The following is a 19,111-nucleotide window of genomic DNA, read 5'->3' as shown; positions in this document are numbered from 1 at the left end:
TTCATGACAACCCTGCTATCCACCTAGTGAAAATGCAAAATGGATGCATGAAGGTTTACTCATGATTGAGCGTTCAGAAGGCCTCTCCTGGGCGCGGGGCATCAAGGTCCGGCACCTGGAGTCCTTTCTGGTGCTGGACGAGGCGGGCACGCTGACCGAGGCGGCGGTGCGGCTGCACATGACGCAATCGGCCATGTCGCACTGGCTGGCAGAGCTCGAACGCGTGGCGGGCACGCCGCTGGTGGTGCGCGGGCGCAAGGTGCAGCTGACGCCTGCGGGGCATCTGCTCAAGCGGCTGGCCATCACCGTGCTGGGCGATATCGCGCGCACCGGCCGCGAGATGCACGCGGTGGCCGCGGGGCGCGTGCCGCGTCTGAACGTGGGCAGCGTCTGGGCCGGCATTGCCGGCGGCCTGCCCGAAGCCGTGACCGCGTTCCAGCAGCGCCATGCCGATGTGGCCGTGTCCATCCACGACGGGCTGTTCGACGACCTGCTCAAGGGCCTGGACACGCGTGCCATGGATGCCGTGATCGGTGTTCTGGATGCAAGGGCGCACCAGCCGCAGCTGGCGCATCACGTGCTCTTCGACGACCAGGTGAGCATCGTCATCGGCCAGGGCAGCAAGCACTGGCACAGCAACCAGCCGCTGGGCTTTGCCGACGTGCTGCGCGAACAATGGGTGATGCCGCCCCTTGGCACGCTCACCCGCATCCAGATGGATGCCTATCTCATCGAGCAACAAGCATCGTGGCTGGTGCCCAAGGCGGAAACCGCCTCGCTGGCCATGATGCAGGCGCTGCTGCAAAAGGGCGACTATGTCGGCGTGTGTGCGGAATCCATGGCGGACTACATGGCCTCGCTGGGGCTGTTCCGGAAGGTCGCCATTGATTCGAACATCCGCTTCGGCCCGATCACCGTGGTGTGGAACCGCGAGCATGTCTCGGCCACGCTCATGGACTTCGTCGCTTGCCTCAAGGCGCATGCGCGGGGCTTGCCTGCCGCGCCAGTGCAGGCGCCGCCCGGCGCGTAGCCTCCGCGCCAGCGCTTTTCGCCCAGGTGGCAGCAGGCGTCTCCGCTCCATGATCGCGAGGCAAAGGGCCATCAGCGTCTCTGCCACAACCGCAGCTTCGGTAGCAAGTCGTTCTTTATCTCACGATCGCGCTGTGTGGCGGTGCTTGCGCGTAGGCGGCCATTTGTCACTTCCTGCCACGTCGAAGCAACGGCTCCGACGATTGAGAGCTTTTCTTGTTGCTTGTGATGAACGGGGCTGATACCACTTGCGACGAGCTTTCGTGCTTCCTGGTGGAGCTCGCGGGCGCGCTTCAGGCTGACGTCAGGGTTGCGGCCGAGGGCCAGCATGCTTTCACTGCTGTGCAGGGTGAACCTGTACCTCCACAACTTTGCGCCGGATGGCTTTACTAGCAACGACAGCCCGCCTGGCTCCACGAGCTTGAAGGCGGTCTCTTGAGCCTTGGCGTTCCCTATCTGTGTTTCGGTAAGTTGGCGGCGAACTAGGAACAGGAACGGCGCCGCTCACTTCCTGATCGCAGCACTCCAGAATTCATTCGCCGCCTTCCCCAAGAGCTCGCTGTCTCGGTAGAGCCTGATTTCCAGCGGAACGGCCCACTCGCTGCTCGCTGCGGCGACAAGGCGCCCTTGGCCGGTGTCTTCCTCCACGAGGGTCTGCGGCAGCCATGCGATGCCCCTGCCGTCCAGTGCCATCGTCCGGAGGACGGAGGCGAGATGGGCCGTGAAGACGGGCTGTACTGCTTGCGACTCCAGCCGTCGGCTCACGACGGCACGCATGATGCGCCCCAGCCCGGATTCGTCGCTGTACAAGAGCAACGGTACGGCGGATGCGCCTTTCCGTGAAAGCTGATGCAGCGGCTCGCCGGAGCCATTGGGCGCGGACACTGCGATCAGCATGTCTTCGCCGATCCTGGCTGATCTGTAGGGGTCAGCATCGAGTGCGCCATGGGCGTCGGGATGCGCGTGGCTCAGTACGAACTGAACCTTGCTCTGCAGCATCAGGGATTCGCAACGCTGAAGGACGTCGGACATGAGCTGCACCGGCCCGAGCGTGATGCTCGACTCGAGGCTGCGGATCCATCGCGGCAGGAAAGTCATGGAAAGCGCATGCGTGCACGCAATGCGCAGGGTGACCGAACTGGCCTCCGCAACCCTCCTCGCGTCACCGGGCACGCGCGCCACCCTCGCGGCCAACTCCTGCGCCACGCCGGCAAACCACTCGCCAACTTCGGTGAGTGTGGCGGGCTGCGTGCTGCGGTCGAACAAGTCGGCGCCGATCCACTCCTCCAGCGCGCGAATGCGACGGCTGAATGCGGGTTGGGAACTGTGGCGCTCATCTGCCGCGCGCGAGAAGTTCCCCGTTGCTGCCAACGCGAGGAAGTCATCAAGCCAGATCAGGTTCATGTCCGGTTCGTCCAGCGCATAGAAGTTGAGAAATTGAACATTGGCCGAAAAAGACGGCACGGCCGACCATTCAGTCTCCCACCCACCCCCTCTGGAGACACCCGTGAAGATCGTCGAAATCCGCGAGAAGACCATCCCCATCAGCTCGCCCATTCGCAATGCCTACATCGACTTTAGCAAGATGACCCTGAGCCTTGTCGCGGTGGTCACCGACGTGATCCGCGATGGCAAGCCCGTCGTTGGCTACGGCTTCAACTCGAACGGCCGCTACGGCCAGGGCAAGCTGATGCGCGAGCGATTCATTCCGCGCATCATGGAGCCGAAGCCGTCGTCCCTCGTCGACGACAGCGGCGACAACCTCGACCCGCACAAGATCTGGAACACGATGTTCACCAATGAGAAGCCGGGCGGCCATGGCGAGCGCTCGGTGGCCATTGGCACCATCGACATGGCGGTGTGGGACGCGGTGGCCAAGATCGAGGGCAAGCCGCTGTTCCAGTTGCTGGCCGACCGCTATGGCGACGGCAAGCCCAACCGCAAGATCTTCGTCTACGCGGCGGGCGGCTACTACTACCCGGGGCAGGACCATGGGAAGCTCCAGGACGAGATGCGCAGCTACATCGACCGTGGCTACACGGTCGTCAAGAAGAAGATCGGCGGCGCCTCGCTCGACGAAGACCTGCGCCGCATCGACTCGATCATGGAAGTGCTGCAGGACGGCCAGAAGCTCTGCGTCGACGCCAACGGGCGCTTCGACCTGGAAACCGCGATTGCCTATGCCAAGGCCCTGTCGCAGTACGACCTCTTCTGGTACGAGGAGCCGGGCGATCCGCTGGACTTCGAATTGCAGGCAGCCTTGCGCAATTTCTACAGGAACCCAATGGCCACTGGCGAAGATCTCTTCTCCATGCAGGATGCGCGCAACCTGATCCGCTACGGCGGCATGCGCCCCGACCGCGATTGGCTGCAGTTCGACTGCGCGCTCAGCTACGGCCTGGTGGAGTACCTGCGCACGCTGGAGATGTTGAAGGAACATGGCTGGTCGGCCAGCCGCTGCATCCCGCACGGCGGGCACCAGATGTCGCTGAACATCGCTGCCGGCCTTGGCCTCGGGGGCAACGAGTCGTACCCCGACCTGTTCCAGCCATTCGGCGGGTTCCCGGACGGCGTGAAGGTCGAGAACAGCTTCGTGACCCTGCCCGATCTGCCGGGCATCGGCTTCGAGGGCAAGGCCGATCTGTACCGCGAGATGCAGGCGCTTTCGGCCTGAAGCTCAGCAACAAGAACAGGAGACAAGACGTGATCAACTCAATGCGTTTCATCGCTGGCCTCGTCTGTGCCAGCGCCGCCTCCCTTGCTTTCGCCGAGTTTCCGGACAAGCCGATCACGCTGGTTGTTCCGTTCGCGGCAGGCGGACCTACGGACAAGATCGCCCGCGATCTCGCCGAGGCGCTGCGCAAGCCGCTGGGCCAAACGATCATCGTCGACAACGCCATCGGTGCGGGCGGCACGATCGGTTCGGCGAAGGTGGCGCGCTCTGCGCCGGATGGCTACACGCTGCTGGTCAATCACATCGGTATGGCGACTGCCCCAGCGCTGTACCGGAAGCTGAGTTACAAGGTACCCGACGACTTCGAGACGCTGGGCCTCATCAACGAAGCGCCTTCGGTTGTGATCGGCAAGCCGACCCTTGCTGCGAACAACTTTGCCGAGCTTCGCCAATGGATTGCTGCGAACGGTCGCAAGGTGAACATCGCCAATGCGGGGCTGGGCTCTGCCTCGCATCTCTGCGGCCTGATGCTCCAGAGCGCTCTTAAAACCACGATGACGTCAGTCCCCTACAAGGGAACGGCACCGGCCATGACTGACCTTATCGGCGGTCAGGTTGATCTGATGTGCGAACAGGCGGTCAATGCCGTGCCGCAGATCGAGGGCAAGAAGGTCAAGAGCTATGGCATCACCAGCTTGCAGCGCCTTTCGCTGCCGGCGCTCAAGGACACGTCGACCCTTTCCGAGTCGGGCCTCAAGGACTTCAACGTCCAGGTGTGGCATGGGCTCTACGCGCCAAAGGGAACGCCGGCGCCGGTCCTGGCCAAGCTGAACAGCGCGCTGCTCGCCGCCTTGAAAGATCCCGAGTTGATCAAGCGCGAGGAGGCTCTGGGCCTGACCGTCGTGACCGACGAGCGGCTCGATCCAGTCAACCACCGGAAATTCGTCGAAGCGGAAAAGAACCGCTGGGCCAAGGTGATCAAGGAGGCCGGCGAGTACGCCGACTGAGCCCTCAGGCGAGCTTCATCTGGTGGTCGTCGGCGTTCTTCTGCTGACTTTCAAAGGTTCAGCGCGGCCGGCGCCGCTTTTTTTTAACCCTAGCGGCCGTCTTCGGCATGATCTGCGGCACCTGGGGCACCACGCTGATCCACCTGCACTACATCGACCAGGTGATCGGCAAGCGCCCCGGCGGCTGCGAAAGCACGGCGAAATGCACGGCGACGTGGCGCTCGACAGCAGGCAGCGCGCCATCGTCATGCCGCACAGCGCGCTGGCGGGCGACGCCAACCTGCTGGTTTTTCCGAGCATCGACGCGGCCAATATTTCCTACAACCTGCTCAAGACCGCGGCCGGCGGCAATATCGCGATCGGCCCGGTGCTGCTCGGAGCCGCCAAACCTGTGCATATTCTCACGGCCAGCGCAACAGTTCGGCGCATCGTGAACATGACAGCCTTGACAGTCGCCGACGCAAACGCAGATCGTTTGCATGGTACTAACGGAGGTCACTTGGACGAGCAGAACTCAGCCACGTCACTTTAGATGCATGGCAAGTTGGACTTTAGCGGCTTGCGCACTGAGAGTGGAACTGGACGCCGCGATGATGGCGACGGCCACGATCGAGCCTCTCTTCAGGAGTCGCCCCTTTTCTGGCCGGGTTGTCATTGGCCCGTCTGAGGATGCAGTCGACAGAGTCGTTGGCCTCAGGTAGGCGGCAGAAGTCCACGGGGGTCGTCCTGTCGGCGATCGATTCCAGCCTCGAATCCGCAAACACGAGGGTTCGATCAACAGGGATGCATGCCGGGTCGCCCAACGATGGTCGCGTCTTGAACAATTGCTCCGGCGATAGTGGCTTGTCTAGCTTCGTAGGATCGAGGCGCAGGCCAAGCATCTGGCCGAGATAGGTGGCGCGCTGGGGAAATGTTCGACCACTCAACGTGATCCGGCGATCAAGACCTTCCCGCCTATCGCTTGCGATCGTCGTCATCGGTCCGGCAAAGAATCTGGTGTCGTCCGGGTCCCGCCCGGCGCGCTCAGCCGCTTCACGAAATGCGGCGCGCTGCGCGCGTGCATCGTCGATAGTGAAAGCCGCGCCAATGACGCCGCTGGCGTTTCCACAGTGACTGCGCCGGACTTATAAAAACACAAGGGCGTCCCCGCATCACCGCAGAGGACGCCGAGCGTTGTCACTCGCGCGCCGTCGCCACCGAAGACCTGGTTAATTGTCGGACCGCACGGCGCCTCGGACTAGGCGCTCGTTTGGTCCGTCCACTCAGGAACGCGCGCTACGGAGCAGTGCAGGTATAGCTAGCAGCGCTGTTGACATCGCCACCAGAGACGTAACGCGGGTACTGCGGATACTGGCAAACGGGGATGGATTTCGCCGCGCCGGTGCTGGTCTTGCTGTTGAAGGTGAGTTGCGTCGGTGCAGAGCCGGCCTCCACCCACTTCACAATCGCATCGTCCCATCTGACTTGAGTCAGGGCTTGCGACCCTCCGTGACCGGTGCCAGGAATGACGAAGTACCGGCTGGAGGTCGACGGATCAGCCAGCCCCATGCCTTTGGCGATGGAGTACACGGTGTTCACGTTTCGAGTGTGCTCGTTGATCGACAAGAGCCCGTCAGCGCCATCGTGGTAGGTGAGAAACTTCTTTCCGCTCGCGATGAATTTTGCGATGGCAATCTTGTCTACGTCCGCGCCGACGGACTGGAGGCCGGCCACGACTGGGCCGTAGTCCACATTGACGTCAAAGGTCGCCTGTTTTGCTGCAGTCAACCACGCCGCGTCGCCTGTTGCCATGGCGACGTACCCACCCCCGAGACCGCCGAACGACGCGGGATTTGCACTTGCCCAGCCATAGGGAGAGTAAATCGTATTACCCGTTGCATCCGTCCAGCCTCCCGCGAAGAGCTTTTGAACTGTCGGAAGCTGTGTCGGCGTCAAGCAGACCGCTGGGTCAGTACTTGCCAAAGGCTGCCCGCAGACCTGAGTGGACGGGTCAAAGGTGCACCTCGAAGGATTCGAGATCACCCCGTCGGCCAAGTTATCTGCCGCGTCACAGGAGGCCACTGCTGCTTTGTATACGGCGCTCCACTGAGCGCCGCTCGGCATTACAGGGGTTCCAGCAAGACCTGCCATGCTCGTCCACGCGACCGTCTGCCCAGGCATGCTGAAACCGTAGCAACCGGATACGGCCCCATCGAATTCTTCAGGCCAACGTTGAATTGCAATCGCAGCGTTGCGGCCTCCGTTCGAGCATCCAACGAAGTACCGATACTTCGCATCCTGCTTGAAAAACTCCTTAATCACCCCTTTGGCGAAGTACAACGTGGTGCCGAGCGAGGCATACGAGTAGTCATCCATGGACTGCTTTCCAGCTTCTGTCCCGTCAAAGAAGACCGCAGGCGCAGCCTGTCCAGTAACCCCAGCGCGATTGCCACCGTTGGACGACGCGTAAACAGCAGCCTGCGCTGTGACAGCGTACGTGACTGCAGTAATTGCTCCCGAACTGTTCTTGGTGAAGGCTGAGCGAATTTGCCCGTCAAATCCTCCGCCGCCTTGCTGATAGTAGCGCCCACTCCAGTTATCTGGGACCACGACCTCTATATCAAGATAGGGGGCGCGGGTCGCCAGTACCTGGCACATGCCGGTCGTGCCGAGAGAGGCATCACCCTCGATGCGGTTGGCCGCAGTCACGGTTGCCGAAGCGAATGTCTTTCCGACTATCGAAGTGCAGGTCGCCTTGAGAGCATCAACGCTCGGCAGGGCGTTGGGATCTGTGCCGGTGTTCCCACCGCCACCATTGCTGCCATTGCCGCCGCCGGTGCCGACTGGAAACACGAAGGGTAGGCCAACACCGCTATTGCTGCCACCGCCACAAGCTGCCAGTATGAGAGTCACGGACAGCGCGACAGCCGTGCACAACCTTGTTGAAAGAAGTTTTCGAGGGAATCCGATCATTGCTTGTCTCCTGAAGTTAAAGAAGTGACGGCTCTCTGCGTCGTCGAGTTGCGGACCTTGTGACTGGTCTCTTAATCGATCCTGATGTTGTTGGCCTTGATGAGGCGACCCCAGCGCTCGCGCTCGTCTTTCACGTACTTCGCCATGTCGGACGGTGTCCCGGGCAGCCCCTCGACGCCAAGCCCAAGAAAGCGTTCTTTCACAGGCTTCGAGTTCAAGGCCTCGACCAGCGCCTTGTTGAGCTTTGCCACGGTTTCCGGCGGAGTCCCGCTCGGTACGGAGAGTCCTTGCCATGCGTAAGCTTCGAAATCGGACAGCCCCTGCTCGGACAGCGTCGGAACGTCCGGCAGCGTGGCAATGCGCTTTGAGCTCGCGACACCGATGGCCTTGACCTTGCCGGCCAGCACGAACTGATTGCCGCTCGCCGTGTCGACCATCATGAAGGGGACCTGACCGCCCAGGATGTCCTGCATCGCGGGCGCCGCGCCGCGGTAGGCAACATGCGTCATCGCGATCCCGGTTTTCTCACGCAGCAGTTCGGCCGCCAGGTGATGAGGACTGCCTGCGCCGGCCGATGCGTAGTTGACGCCGCCGGGTTGCGCTTTAGCCCAGGCGATGAACTCCTTGAAGTTCTTCGCCGGCACTTGCGGCCCGACCACCAGCACAAGCGGAAAGCGCGCCAACATGCCAACCGGCGAGAGGTCGTGTTCTGCGTTGTAGCTGAGCTTGGAGAACAGGAACGGGTTGGCCGCAAGGGTGGCAAAGTCGGCGGTCAGCATGATGCTGCCGTAGTCTTTCGAGCGGGCCGCGTAGTCGGCAGCAATATTGGTTGCCGCGCCAGGCTTGTTGTTGATCACGACCGGCCGCGAGAGGATTTTCCCCATCGTCTCGGCTGTGGCGCGTGCCACGGAGTCGGATCCGCCGCCAGCCGCGTAGCCGACCACCCACTCGATGGGCTTGCTGTCCTGCGCGAATGCCAGATGAGCGGTTGCTGCGAGCGCAAGGCTCGTTAGGATCGATCGAATCATGGAAAAGTCTCCGTTGGTTGTGTTCAAGGGGATCTGGCGGGACGGGCTGCCGCGAATGCTTGGCGCAGAACGCTTGGCGACCCGATGTGATTTGCAAGGACGAGCAGCAAGCGCGCATTGAATGCGTGGCTTTCTTCGGTCGAGAGTCCCTGATGCGCTTCGATCAGCGCTTCGTAGAAATCATCTGGCGCTTCAAGGTGCGGCGAAGTAATCAGTTCCATGAGGTCTTCTTCAATTGATGGCCAGAGCGCGCATCAGAGCCTGATGAATCTGATCAGCGCTCGGCTGGCGCCAGCGTGCGCAGACATGCTGGTCGGGGCGCAGCAGGTAGGCAGTGTCGGGGCGCAGGTCATATCGCTGGGTCAGCAGGCCGTCCGCGTCGGTGAGGTCAGCCTCGCCGATGCCTGATCCGGTCGCGATACGCAACACCTTCAGCGACATGCCCTTCAAGTCGAGATCCTGAATACGGCGCGTCAACGAGTTGGCCGCTGGGCCCGCGGCCAGCAGAATCGTGAACCCTTGGGCAAGTTCGCGCAGCAACCAGCCATTGCTGCCGTCGGCCCGGATGATGGGCGCGTCTGCTGCCGCCGCTCCGGGCACCATGCAACCCAAAAAGCTCTCGGCGTCCGCAGTATTGAGAGCCGAGCCATGAAAGGTCGCCGGCACCGACAGCCGGCCACTGTTGACGAGCGTGCGAGCAAACGGCTGGGACTTGGACAGCTCGAGCACCGCGTCGCGGAAGAGCCGGCTGATGTCGCTCTTGGGCGTGATGAAGTCGGTGGCACGCGTTGAGTTGCGAATGTTTTCGTCGGCAGCGTATTCGCGCTCATCGGCATAGGTATCGAGCAGAGCATCGGGCGCCATCTTTGTAACAACGGCTGCGAGCTTCCACGCCAGGTTCTCGGCATCCTGCACGCCGGAGTTCGCGCCGCGCGCCCCGAAGGGAGATACGCCATGCGCGGAGTCGCCTGCGAAGATCACGCGGCCGTGACGGAAGTGTTCCATCCGCAGGCAAGAGAAGGTATATACGCTGGCCCATTCGAGTTCGAACTCGGCGTCTTTCATCGTCGAGTGCTCCAGCAGTGCCTTCACACGCGGGATGATGTTCTCTGGCTTCTTTTCCTCCTCCGGGTCGGCGTCCCAACCAAGCTGGAAGTCAATGCGCCATACGTCGTCAGGTTGCCGATGCAGCAGCACGCTCTGGTTCGGATGAAACACCGGATCGAACCAGAACCAGCGCTCGGTCGGCGCCTCGTGCTTCATCTTGACGTCGGCAATCAGGAAGCGGTCGCGGAACGTGCGCCCCTTGCTCTCCTGGCCGATCAGCTTGCGAACTGCCGAGCGCCCGCCATCGCAGGCGGCGACGTAGTCGGCCTCCAATTCATAAGAACCATCGGGCGTTTCGACCGTTAGCACGACGTGGTCGTGGTGTTGCGCGACACCGGTGACGTTGTTCTTCCAGCGCAGGTCGATCAGAGGCAACTGCGCGGCGCGCTGCGCAAGGTAACCCTCGACGTAGTACTGCTGCAGGTTGACGAAGGCAGGGCGGCTATAGCCGGTTTCGGGCAGCAGGTCGAAGCTGTAGACCTCTTCTTCCTTGAAGAACACCTTGCCGACGTTCCAAGATACCCCCTTGTCGACCATTCGGTCGCCGCAGCCCAATCGGTCGAATATTTCAAGCGTTCGCTTGGCGAAGCAGATGGCGCGCGAGCCGGTGGACAGCGTGTTGTCGTTGTCCAGAAGCACGACCGGGATCTCGCGCTGTGCGAGGTCGATAGCAAGCGCAAGGCCGACGGGACCCGCTCCCACCACAACGACGGGTCGCCGCACGGGGTGCGAGACGTCCTGGTCCGGATGCCGTGTGTAGTCGAATGCGAGCTTCTGATAGTCGAGCTCGTCCCGCCCGCCAGCGGCGAGTTCTTTGAATTGCATCTATGGCTCCTGGTGAGGCGACCCTGAGGGTCGCCGGTGCTCGGTCGGCACTGCGATCTGTGAAGGCGTGAACCGAAGCGAACGAATGGGGCGTTCAGCCTTCGAGTGCTTCCCACATCTCGATATCGCGCTCGGCCGTCCAGATGCGCGGATCCGGATGCCGTGTGAGCTCGTCGTAGCAGCGTGTCACGTCGAAGGGCATGCAATGGTCGAAGATGACCCAGTGGCCATACTTGGGCTTCAGCTTGGCGAAGGTTTCCGTGTAGACCGTCTTGAGGTCTTTGCCGGCTGCTACGCCCGCTTCAACGCTTCCACGCACATCGGCTATGAACCCAGCAGTGGCCTGGAGGCCGGCGGCGACCTGCTCCTCACCAACAAGGGCGGGGCCTCGACCAGGAATCAAAGCGGTCGGCTTTAGCGCCGCGACGTTCTCAAGCGTCTGTGGCCAGTCTTTGAAGTAGGCGTCACCGGCATACGGTGTGGCGTCGAATTCGACCAAGTCGCCGCTAAGGAGCACGCGGTCCCGCGGTAGCCAAACCACGGTGTCGCCCTTGGTGTGGCCGCGGCCCAACTGCAGCAGTTGGACCTCCACCTTCCCGAGCCATAACGTCATCTTCTTGTTGAACGTCATGGTCGGCCATGTGAGGCCGGGAGGAGTGCTTTCCACATTGCGGAAAAGTCGTGGGAAACGGCCGATCTCGCTCGCCTTGTCCTGTTCGCCACGTTCAACGATCAGGTCACGGGTGTCCTGGCTCGAAATGACCTCTTGCGGATTGAAACCGCTGGCGCCGAGCACGCGCACGGCGTGGTAGTGGGTCAGCACGACGTACCTGATCGGTTTGTCGGTGACCTCGCGGATGCGGCGTACCACGTCCTGGGCCATTGCCGGTGTGGCTTGCGTGTCGGCAACCAGCACGGCGTCATCGCCCACGACGATGCCTGTGTTCGGGTCGCCCTCGGCGGTGTACGCGTAGGCGTGTTCCGAAAGCCGTGTGAATGTGACCTCCTTCTCCTTGAGATCGGCGTGGGAGGCAAATTGCTTGGGGGTGGCCATGTAGGGGGTCTCCAGGTCAGACATTCGTGTAGGTCAAACGCGTCTGCATTGTCGATTGTTGGTTCTACGATGGCAAATGCATTCGCTATGGGTGAAGATGGTGTTTTCCCTAGCCAGTAGGCGGGACCACCCGCGGAGTTGTGCCGACCACCTCTCTGACGTGCGGAGGAAAATCGTTCTGGTTTTGTGAACTGGCGCCTTGCAGTTCAAGGCGATACGTGCCCAGAACGTATCGAAGGGCAAGTCAGGAAGACACGGGCAGGCCTGGCCTGTTCACCACGAGGAGGCGGTACTCGCCAGCTGCAAGTCTTGGTCGACAACGCAGCGCGCGCCGCCCAGAGACCTCAAGTCAGTGAGGCCGGTCAACGGCATGCGACCTCTCCAAGGGCGCTTTGGAAAGCTCGATCGATCAACTGACGAGACGCGGCGAGCATTCGAGGAGCGATTCTCAGCAGAATGCTCCGCCGCGGTCAGAAACGGGGGACAGGCTGGGGCTGGTTGGGCTGGCGCTCAGTCTTGAGAAATCGAGGAGCAGTAGTCTGCCAGCGCGGTCGCAATCGAGCCGCCCCAGCGTGCATCGAAATTTTCTTCGCTCCCGAAGACGAGGGCTACCAAGTCGAGACGCCCGTTCGCATTGAGGATGGGAGCGGCGAGGGCATTGATTCCAGGAATTGGATTTCCCATCGCGCGCGCCATCCCTCGCGCCCGTATCTCGGCGATCTCTTTCATGAAGCTTGCCTTGGCCAGCTCCTCATCGGCGCTCGCCAGTGCCAAACGTTGAAGTTCAATCTCGAGGAGGCGCTCCGTCACGTTCGGCTGCATGTAGGTGGCGAACACGCGACCCGTTGCGGTTGAGACCATCGACATCACACTTCCTACGCGAAGATTGGTTTCCAGCGGAAAATCGACCGCGCTCATCTGAACGATGGTGGGCCCCAGCTGTCCCCAAACGGCGAGTGCGACCGTGTGCTGCACTTTTTGTTTGAATGGACCCAGCGCTTCTTCTGCGCGACGCAGCGCAGGCGATTGCGCTAGTCCAGCCAAGCCCAGGCGCAATGCCAGCGCGCCGAGTTGATAGCGCCCCGTGCGAAGGTCTTGCTCAACCAATCGGATCTTGCAGAAGCTGACGAGGTAAGGATGTGCCTTGGCCGCAGCCATGCCGGCTTCTCGGGCAACATCGCGCAAGAGCATCGGCCCTGCATGACGACTCAGAACCCGCAAAAGCTGTCCCCCAATCTCAATCGATTGAATGCCTTTGCGGTCGTCGCTTGCTTCGGAAATGGTGCTACCGGACATCGTGCTAGCTTGGGACAGAGGGGAGTGGCTCAACACTGCTTGGCGCGTGATTCGGTAGGCCGAGCCGGTCAGAGAGCGTCCGCGTTGCTCGGCGCAGCGCGCTGGGGACTGAGCCCTCCCAATCGGCATCAATATTGCCCACTCTGCCCGTGACGGTGATTGCGCAAACCATTGTCGATGCATGATTGAAAACTGGCGCGCTAAAGGAAACAAGGCCGGGTACCGGTTGATCGGAGATGCGGGCAATTCCGTGACGCTGAGCATCCTCCACAGCGTGTACGAAGGCGTCGTCTTGAGGCATGCCTCGCCTTGCTTGCTCGATGTCGAGTGCTTTCTGAACGACCTGTTGGGGCAAAAATGCGCAGAAGGCACGACCTGTGGCCGAAGTCGTCAGCGCGAGCGTGGCGCCCTCGTAGAGCGTGGCGTGCAAAGGCGCATCTCCGCGCAAGACTCTGATCACCGTCGGGCCGGCGCTTCCCCATACCGACAATGCAACTGTCTGATCAAGTTCCAAGCGCAGCTGAGCGATCGAATTCAGTGCCAATTCGATGGGATCAAGACTGCGCAGCTCGCTGAGCCCTAAATCAATCGCGAACTGGTCCAAGCTGTATTGCTTGGTAAGTGGATCCTGTTTCACAAGGCCCATGCGCGCAAAGCTGGTTAGATACGCATGCGCGAGGCTGGCTGACATGCCTGCAGCGGATGACAGGGTTCCAAGTTCCACCGAGTTGCGAAGCCGGCTCAGAACTTCCAGAAGGCGTCCCGCCGTCTCCACCGATTTGATTCCCCGACTCTCCTGCACACTCGCCTGGTCTCGCATGGTCGAAAGTGTAAGGGAGGTCTCTTACCAGGCTCATCGGATGATGACGGTCTCTGACGGAGTGCATCCTTTTCTTCCTGGGAGGGCGTTTTCAAGACCAAGTTGTGGCGCGGACTCGGCGCGATTCGCGTCGTTCAGTTTCGTGAAGCGCTCACGGCGGAGAGCATTCCCAGGACACTGGCGTACGTGCCATTGGCTTCTGCGTACCGGATGAACTTGGCGCGTTCTACGACAATTTCCTGAGCCTCAGGCTCGTCGCGCAGAAGTGCCATGGTTTCTGAAAGAAATTCTTCCAGCGGCATGGACTGCTCGTCGTTTTCCTGGCCCAGCAACGTTGTTCGCACGCCCGGTGGCGCCACTTCGATGACTTGGACAGAGGCGTCCGCCACCTGGATGCGCAGGCTCTCGGTGAAGGAGTGAAGGGCGGCTTTCGTTGCGTTGTAGGTGGGCGTGGCCGGCAGTGGAACGAATGCGAGCGAAGAGGTGACGTTCACGATCACCGCGTCGCTCTTGTCCACCAGTTGCGGCAAGAAGGCGTAGACCATCCGAATCGTGCCAAGCAGGTTGACCGAGACGGTGTCTTCGGCGATCTGGAGGGAGGTCGGCTCAAGAAGATCTTCCCAAAGCATGATGCCCGCGTTGTTGACCAGTACGTTCAGTTCGGGGTACTTGCTCGCCACCGTTTTGCTCGCGCGGGTGATGGATGCGGCGTCTGCGACGTCGAGCTCGAGCGCTTCAATGCCCGGGTGCTCATTGGTGATCTGGCCGAGCAGGTCTTTGCGTCGACCCGCGACAATGACCTTGTTGCCCGCCTGATGAAAGCGCAGCGCCAAGCCCAGTCCGATGCCCGAGGTGCCGCCGGTGATCAAGATCGTGTTGCCTGTGAACTTCATGGATTTCCTATGGGGAGAGATAGATAAAATGAGCCAAAACGGACAGTTGTCCATTTGCCGAACCATACCGGACAATTGTCCGCTTTGCAAGTGAGCTTGATGGAGGGGGCGCGAGTGCCGAAGAAGATGGACCCGCAACTGCGTTCGGACGCACTGCAGAACCGCGAACGGATCCTGCAAGTGGCAATTGCCGAACTGACACGATCAGTGGACGTTCCGCTGAGCGCCATCGCGAAGAAGGCCGGCGTTGGGCAAGCGACCTTCTATCGAAACTTCCCCAGTCGAGACGCGCTGGTGTGGGAGGTTTATCGCTACGAGATGGCGCAGGTCGCGGACCTTGCCGAGCAACTGCTCCAGACCAGTCCGCCGCAACAAGCGCTGCGGGAATGGATGGACCGTCTCGCCCAGTACGCCATGACCAAGGCCGGCCTGGCCGATGCCTTGCGCCAAGCTTCCAGTGCACCGGAGTGCTCGGAGGAGTCCCGATATGCGCCAGTGATCGGCGCTGCTCAACGCCTGCTTCAGGCCAACGAGAAAGCCGGAACCATTCGGCCAGGCGTCACCACGGATGACTTTTTTCTGGCCATTGCAGGCATTTGGCAAATCGACTCCAAGGGCGACTGGCAACCACGCCTGAAGCGACTCATGGATCTCGTCATGGACGGACTGCGCGCGGGTGCGCCCGCGCGTGCTTCCTAGTTTCTGTTCGTCTTCGCATCGCGGCGATGAAGGGGCGGCGGGTCACGCCGCTCCATACGCAAAGCAAATAACGTTTCGGCGGCCCGCCGCAGGCGCAGCCTAGAAATCAGCGACCTTGCCCCATGCCGAGCCGCTGAACCGTCCTGGCCCGTACGGTGCAGGATCGACGATCGGTTCGGCGCCGCTGGCAAGGTCGGCAATCAGGTGGCCGGCGCCGGGGCCGATGCCGAAGCCGTGCCCCGAAAAGCCCGCGGCCAGGATGAACCCCGGCATGCCGGGCACCTCGCCGATGCCGGGAACACCGTCCGGCGTGCTGTCGATGTAGCCGGCCCAGGCATGCGTGATCCTGGCGTCGCGCAGCTGGGGCAGCAGTTCGATGGCGCGGCGGTGGGTCTCCCTTACCGTGGGCAGATCGGGCTTCGGATCGAGGATGCGCACGCGCTCCATCGGCGTTGGCGCATCGAGCCGCCAGCGCGCCAGCGTTTCATGGCCGCTGCGGATGGCTTCCAGGCCGCCCGGGCGAAGGTTGCGCCAGCGCTTGGCGAACATGGGCACGAATTGCGGCGCGAAGCGCATGAACTGCCCGGTCGGGTCCACGCGCGCGCGGCCGCTGATGGCCAGTGCATAGCGTCCGTCGTTGCGGCGCGTGGCGGACACGCCCGCGCTCACCACGGCATCCGGCAGGCGCTGCTCCACAGGGGACACGCTCAGGATGGATTGGCGGATCGAGGCCTGCGGAAAGCGGATGCCCAGTTGCCGGCAGAACGAAGACGCCCAGGCGCCGCCCGCCATCACGACCGTCCTGGTCTTGATGACCCCGGCTTCCGTGACCACGCCGCTGACCCGTCCGCCTTCGGTCTCGATGCCGCGCGCCGCGCAGTTCTGGTGGACGCTGCCGCCGAGCTTGATGAGCGCAGCGGCCACGGCCGGCGCGGCCTTGCCAGGATCGGCGGTGCCATCGCTGGGCGAGAAGACGCCGCCTTTCCAGGCGCGGCCGGTCGCATGGCCGCGCTCGGCGGCCTCGCGGGCGCTCAGCATGTGGGTCGTCACGCCGGCGGTCTTTGCAAACTCGCGCCAGCTGGCCCAGCGGGAAATCTCGGCCTCGTCGTTGCTGAGGTACAGCAGCCCGCAGCGATGAAAGCCGGTGTCCTCACCGCTCTCGGCGGCAAAGCGTTCCCAGAGCTCGAGGCTCTTGGTTGCCAGCGGCAGTTCGCGGGCATCGCGGTTCTGCTGCCGGCACCAGCCCCAGTTGCGGCTCGACTGCTCGGCGCCGATCCGGCCCTTCTCCACCAGGGCGACCGACAGGCCGCGCTGGGCCAGGTAATAGGCGCTGAAGACGCCGATGATGCCGCCGCCGATCACGACGACATCGGCCGAAGCCGGCAGCGTGGGCGAAGTCTGGATGTGTTGCAGCGGAGGCGACATGATGGATCTCGCTCGCCCGCTCAAGCCGCAACGCTTTGGCACACGTAGAACTTTGCCACGCGATCGCTGCTTTCCCAGCCGATCGGTGCGCCCTGTGGCACGAAAAGCGCGTCGCCCTTTGCCGTGGAAAGCACGCTGCCATCAGGCGCTGCGAAGCGCACGCTGCCGGCCAGCAGATGCATGAACTCGTTCATGCGGTGCGGCCGAACGATGCGGTGGTAGGGGGTCGAGTCCCAGGCGCCGGCGCTGTACTGCGCGCCATCGTCGATGAAGACCTTGTCGCTGCGGCATTCCGGCTGGGGGCCCAGCAGCACTTCCGCGGGCAGCGTGGCCGTGGGCTTGAAGTCGGCGTCGGCATGCAGCGGGAAGACGCCGCGCTTCGTCGGCCTCTCGCAAGCGGCGGCGCAGAACACGAAGCGCACGCGGGATCCGGCCTGGATGCGAAGCGAGGTCCCGCATCCGATGACGGCGCCCGCCTCGGGGCCGACCACCAGCGGGGCCGCGCCGGCTGCCGTCAGGGTCAGCTCGCCCTCGACCACGACGATGGTTTCGATGTTGGGATAGCTGGCGACTTCGAGCTCGCCGATGAAGCTGGTGCGGCCCGCGCTCATCGTGCCAGGTCCTTCCCACGCGATCTCGCGGTGCCGCGCAAAGGGATCGTCCTTGCCGAACGGCGCCCTGCGGAAGGCGGTGGAAAGGGGGGCGCCGCCGGCGCGGTGCAGTACGAGGGCCACGGTCATGATTGCTCCTGCGCGATGCGCAATGTCTTCCTTGAAATCTGTCATTCGGCGGCGGGTGCCGGGGCATCCTGGAAGCCGAGAATGGCCTTGGTTTCCAGGTACTCCTCGAGACCTTCGATGCCGTATTCGCGGCCGTTTCCGGAGCGCTTGTAGCCACCGAAGGGCGCATGCGGATTCCAGGCCGGATAGTTGATGTGCACCTGCCCGGACCGGATCCGCGCCGCCACGGCGCGCGCCGCGGCAAGGTCCTTGCCTTGCACGTGGGCGCCCAGGCCATAGACGGTGTCGTTCGCAATTTCCACGGCCTCGTCCACGCTGTCGTAGGGAATCAACGCGAGCACCGGCCCGAAGATCTCCTCCTGCGCGATCTGCATCCGGGAATGCACCGCGCTGAAGATGGTCGGTCGGCAGTAGAAGCCGCGGCTCAAGCCCTCCGGCCGGCCGAGGCCGCCGCAGACAAGCTGCGCGCCTTCGGCGATGCCGATGCCGATCATTTCCTGCACGCGATGGAACTGAGCGCGGTTTGCCACCGGGCCGTGCGTGGTCTGCTGCGAACGCGGATCGCCCACCACCATGGCGGATGCCGCTTCGCGCGCGATCTGCTCGACCTCGTGCAGGCGCGCTCGGGGCACGATCATGCGCGTCGGCGCGCTGCAGGACTGGCCGACGTTGCGAAAGCCCGCCGCCACGCCTCCCGGTACGGCGCGCGCCACGTCCGCATCCGGCAGGATGAGGTTGGGAGATTTCCCGCCGAGTTCCTGGGCCACGCGCTTCACCGTGGGTGCCGCTGCCTGGGCCACCAGGACGCCGGCCCTTGTCGAACCGGTGAACGAGATCATGTCCACCTCCGGATGCTGCGCCAGGGCCGCGCCGACCTCCGGTCCGCTGCCATTCACGAGGTTGAACACACCGGGCGGAATGCCGGCGTCTTGCATCACTTCGGCAAAGAGCAGGGCGCTCAGGGGCGACAGCTCGCTGGGTTTCAGGACGACCGTGCATCCGGCTGCGAGGGCGGCGCCGACCTTGGCGGTGATCTGGTAGAGCGGCCAGTTCCAGGGGGTGATGAGGCCGCACACGCCGATGGCCTCGCGCACGATGGCCATCTCCCCGCGATGGGTGACAAACGCATAGCCGCGCGCATTGTCGCGGGCCACGCGGATGTGCTCCGCGGCAGACGGCACCTGCGTGCGGCGCGCGAAGTCGATGGCCGCGCCCATCTCCAGCGAGATCGCCTGGGCGAACAGTTCTGCGCGCTCGAGGACCAGCGCGTGGATGCGGTCGAGGAGCAAGGCCCTGCTCTGGGCCGGACTCGCGGACCAGGCCGCGAATGCGCGCCGCGCTGCGGCCACGGCTGCGGCGGCATCCCCGGCACTGCCCAGCGCGATCTCCGCGACCGGCTCCTCGGTCGACGGGTCGACGACGCTGGCGCGAGTCTGCGTTTCGGGCAGGACCCACTCGCCGCCGACAAACATGCGGTCCAGGCGGCCAGCGCGCCCCAGGTGGTCGACGATCGATGAGTTCATGGATGGGGCCTTCTTTGCATGCCCAAAATCTTAGGCCGC

Annotated in this window: 17 protein-coding genes and 1 pseudogene; 5 read left to right on the top strand and 13 right to left on the bottom strand. The window is 63.0% G+C overall.

The genetic code is table 11. The annotated features are described in order from the left end of the window. The first annotated feature begins 61 nt into the window (after positions 1 to 61). Positions 62 to 1,030 (top strand): LysR family transcriptional regulator, encoded by a 969-nt coding sequence (locus tag VPA02S_RS04630; protein WP_062362424.1) that lies wholly within the window; start codon positions 62 to 64, stop codon positions 1,028 to 1,030. Between the two features lie 71 nt (positions 1,031 to 1,101). On the opposite strand, the gene VPA02S_RS31290 is transcribed toward VPA02S_RS04630, so the two are convergent. Together VPA02S_RS31290 and VPA02S_RS04625 are read right to left on the bottom strand one after the other, a co-directional pair. Further along, positions 1,102 to 1,521, bottom strand: coding sequence for an Arm DNA-binding domain-containing protein (locus tag VPA02S_RS31290; protein ID WP_081247496.1), 420 nt, complete (start codon positions 1,519 to 1,521; stop codon positions 1,102 to 1,104). 12 nt (positions 1,522 to 1,533) lie between these two features. Next, positions 1,534 to 2,433: a LysR substrate-binding domain-containing protein gene (locus VPA02S_RS04625; protein ID WP_062364419.1), complete on the bottom strand. Its 900-nt coding sequence runs from the start codon at positions 2,431 to 2,433 to the stop codon at positions 1,534 to 1,536. Positions 2,434 to 2,536: 103 nt separating this feature from the next. On the opposite strand from VPA02S_RS04625, the gene VPA02S_RS04620 reads away from it, so the two are divergent. From VPA02S_RS04620 to VPA02S_RS04610, 3 genes and pseudogenes are all read left to right on the top strand, one after another. Next, positions 2,537 to 3,703, top strand: coding sequence for a mandelate racemase/muconate lactonizing enzyme family protein (locus tag VPA02S_RS04620; protein WP_062362421.1), 1,167 nt, complete (start codon positions 2,537 to 2,539; stop codon positions 3,701 to 3,703). A gap of 41 nt (positions 3,704 to 3,744) precedes the next feature. Next, positions 3,745 to 4,710 (top strand): tripartite tricarboxylate transporter substrate-binding protein, encoded by a 966-nt coding sequence (locus VPA02S_RS04615; protein ID WP_062362418.1) that lies wholly within the window; start codon positions 3,745 to 3,747, stop codon positions 4,708 to 4,710. A 98-nt stretch (positions 4,711 to 4,808) separates the two neighbouring features. Beyond that, positions 4,809 to 5,242 (top strand): annotated as a pseudogene (locus VPA02S_RS04610) (phosphate acyltransferase); the annotation flags it as partial. 743 nt (positions 5,243 to 5,985) lie between these two features. Here VPA02S_RS04610 and VPA02S_RS31280 read toward each other — a convergent pair. From VPA02S_RS31280 to VPA02S_RS04575, 8 genes are all read right to left on the bottom strand, one after another. Next, a complete protein-coding gene (locus VPA02S_RS31280) occupies positions 5,986 to 7,662 on the bottom strand; it encodes a tannase/feruloyl esterase family alpha/beta hydrolase (protein WP_081247495.1) in 1,677 nt (558 codons plus the stop codon). Between the two features lie 71 nt (positions 7,663 to 7,733). Further along, positions 7,734 to 8,690: a Bug family tripartite tricarboxylate transporter substrate binding protein gene (locus tag VPA02S_RS04600; RefSeq protein ID WP_062362411.1), complete on the bottom strand. Its 957-nt coding sequence runs from the start codon at positions 8,688 to 8,690 to the stop codon at positions 7,734 to 7,736. A gap of 23 nt (positions 8,691 to 8,713) precedes the next feature. Next, entirely contained in the window at positions 8,714 to 8,911 is a 198-nt protein-coding gene (locus VPA02S_RS31275; RefSeq protein WP_081247494.1) for a DUF2783 domain-containing protein, read from the bottom strand. A 10-nt stretch (positions 8,912 to 8,921) separates the two neighbouring features. Beyond that, positions 8,922 to 10,622, bottom strand: a complete 1,701-nt coding sequence (locus tag VPA02S_RS04595; protein WP_062362408.1) for an FAD-dependent oxidoreductase — start codon at positions 10,620 to 10,622, stop codon at positions 8,922 to 8,924. A 94-nt stretch (positions 10,623 to 10,716) separates the two neighbouring features. Further along, positions 10,717 to 11,676 carry an MBL fold metallo-hydrolase gene (locus VPA02S_RS04590; protein ID WP_062364417.1) on the bottom strand — a complete coding sequence of 320 codons (960 nt, stop codon included), beginning with the start codon at positions 11,674 to 11,676 and terminating at the stop codon, positions 10,717 to 10,719. A 510-nt stretch (positions 11,677 to 12,186) separates the two neighbouring features. Continuing rightward, positions 12,187 to 12,972: an IclR family transcriptional regulator gene (locus tag VPA02S_RS04585; RefSeq protein ID WP_162269812.1), complete on the bottom strand. Its 786-nt coding sequence runs from the start codon at positions 12,970 to 12,972 to the stop codon at positions 12,187 to 12,189. Positions 12,973 to 12,976: 4 nt separating this feature from the next. After that, positions 12,977 to 13,792 carry an IclR family transcriptional regulator gene (locus tag VPA02S_RS31270; protein ID WP_081247492.1) on the bottom strand — a complete coding sequence of 272 codons (816 nt, stop codon included), beginning with the start codon at positions 13,790 to 13,792 and terminating at the stop codon, positions 12,977 to 12,979. A gap of 134 nt (positions 13,793 to 13,926) precedes the next feature. After that, entirely contained in the window at positions 13,927 to 14,685 is a 759-nt protein-coding gene (locus tag VPA02S_RS04575; RefSeq protein WP_062362400.1) for an SDR family oxidoreductase, read from the bottom strand. 114 nt (positions 14,686 to 14,799) lie between these two features. Between VPA02S_RS04575 and VPA02S_RS04570 the strand changes: the two genes are divergently transcribed. Further along, the gene (locus VPA02S_RS04570; RefSeq protein ID WP_278880785.1) at positions 14,800 to 15,384 is read left to right on the top strand and encodes a TetR/AcrR family transcriptional regulator; all 585 of its coding nucleotides are present in this window, start codon (positions 14,800 to 14,802) and stop codon (positions 15,382 to 15,384) included. 99 nt (positions 15,385 to 15,483) lie between these two features. On the opposite strand, the gene VPA02S_RS04565 is transcribed toward VPA02S_RS04570, so the two are convergent. Genes VPA02S_RS04565 through VPA02S_RS04555 form a run of 3 tightly spaced genes read right to left on the bottom strand, consistent with a single transcriptional unit; the run spans position 15,484 to position 19,072 of the window. After that, positions 15,484 to 16,809: an NAD(P)/FAD-dependent oxidoreductase gene (locus VPA02S_RS04565; RefSeq protein ID WP_062362397.1), complete on the bottom strand. Its 1,326-nt coding sequence runs from the start codon at positions 16,807 to 16,809 to the stop codon at positions 15,484 to 15,486. A gap of 20 nt (positions 16,810 to 16,829) precedes the next feature. Beyond that, entirely contained in the window at positions 16,830 to 17,549 is a 720-nt protein-coding gene (locus VPA02S_RS04560) for a cupin domain-containing protein (protein ID WP_018903065.1), read from the bottom strand. A 41-nt stretch (positions 17,550 to 17,590) separates the two neighbouring features. Next, complete coding sequence (locus VPA02S_RS04555; RefSeq protein ID WP_018903064.1) at positions 17,591 to 19,072, bottom strand: aldehyde dehydrogenase family protein; 1,482 nt, start codon at positions 19,070 to 19,072, stop codon at positions 17,591 to 17,593. Positions 19,073 to 19,111 lie beyond the last annotated feature (39 nt).

The sequence above is a fragment of the Variovorax paradoxus NBRC 15149 genome (assembly GCF_001591365.1).
Classification (GTDB): Bacteria; Pseudomonadota; Gammaproteobacteria; order Burkholderiales; family Burkholderiaceae_C; genus Variovorax; species Variovorax paradoxus.
This window is presented reverse-complemented; position numbering and strand designations above follow the sequence as displayed.

Coding starts and splice junctions, on each gene's coding strand:
- VPA02S_RS04630 (WP_062362424.1), top strand. CDS start 62: ATGATTGAGCGTTCAGAAGGCCTCTCCTGGGCGCGGGGCATCAAGGTC.
- VPA02S_RS04625 (WP_062364419.1), bottom strand. CDS start 2,433: ATGAACCTGATCTGGCTTGATGACTTCCTCGCGTTGGCAGCAACGGGG.
- VPA02S_RS04615 (WP_062362418.1), top strand. CDS start 3,745: ATGCGTTTCATCGCTGGCCTCGTCTGTGCCAGCGCCGCCTCCCTTGCT.
- VPA02S_RS31280 (WP_081247495.1), bottom strand. CDS start 7,662: ATGATCGGATTCCCTCGAAAACTTCTTTCAACAAGGTTGTGCACGGCT.
- VPA02S_RS04600 (WP_062362411.1), bottom strand. CDS start 8,690: ATGATTCGATCGATCCTAACGAGCCTTGCGCTCGCAGCAACCGCTCAT.
- VPA02S_RS31275 (WP_081247494.1), bottom strand. CDS start 8,911: ATGGAACTGATTACTTCGCCGCACCTTGAAGCGCCAGATGATTTCTAC.
- VPA02S_RS04595 (WP_062362408.1), bottom strand. CDS start 10,622: ATGCAATTCAAAGAACTCGCCGCTGGCGGGCGGGACGAGCTCGACTAT.
- VPA02S_RS04590 (WP_062364417.1), bottom strand. CDS start 11,676: ATGGCCACCCCCAAGCAATTTGCCTCCCACGCCGATCTCAAGGAGAAG.
- VPA02S_RS04585 (WP_162269812.1), bottom strand. CDS start 12,972: ATGTCCGGTAGCACCATTTCCGAAGCAAGCGACGACCGCAAAGGCATT.
- VPA02S_RS31270 (WP_081247492.1), bottom strand. CDS start 13,792: ATGCGAGACCAGGCGAGTGTGCAGGAGAGTCGGGGAATCAAATCGGTG.
- VPA02S_RS04575 (WP_062362400.1), bottom strand. CDS start 14,685: ATGAAGTTCACAGGCAACACGATCTTGATCACCGGCGGCACCTCGGGC.
- VPA02S_RS04565 (WP_062362397.1), bottom strand. CDS start 16,809: ATGTCGCCTCCGCTGCAACACATCCAGACTTCGCCCACGCTGCCGGCT.
- VPA02S_RS04560 (WP_018903065.1), bottom strand. CDS start 17,549: ATGACCGTGGCCCTCGTACTGCACCGCGCCGGCGGCGCCCCCCTTTCC.
- VPA02S_RS04555 (WP_018903064.1), bottom strand. CDS start 19,072: ATGAACTCATCGATCGTCGACCACCTGGGGCGCGCTGGCCGCCTGGAC.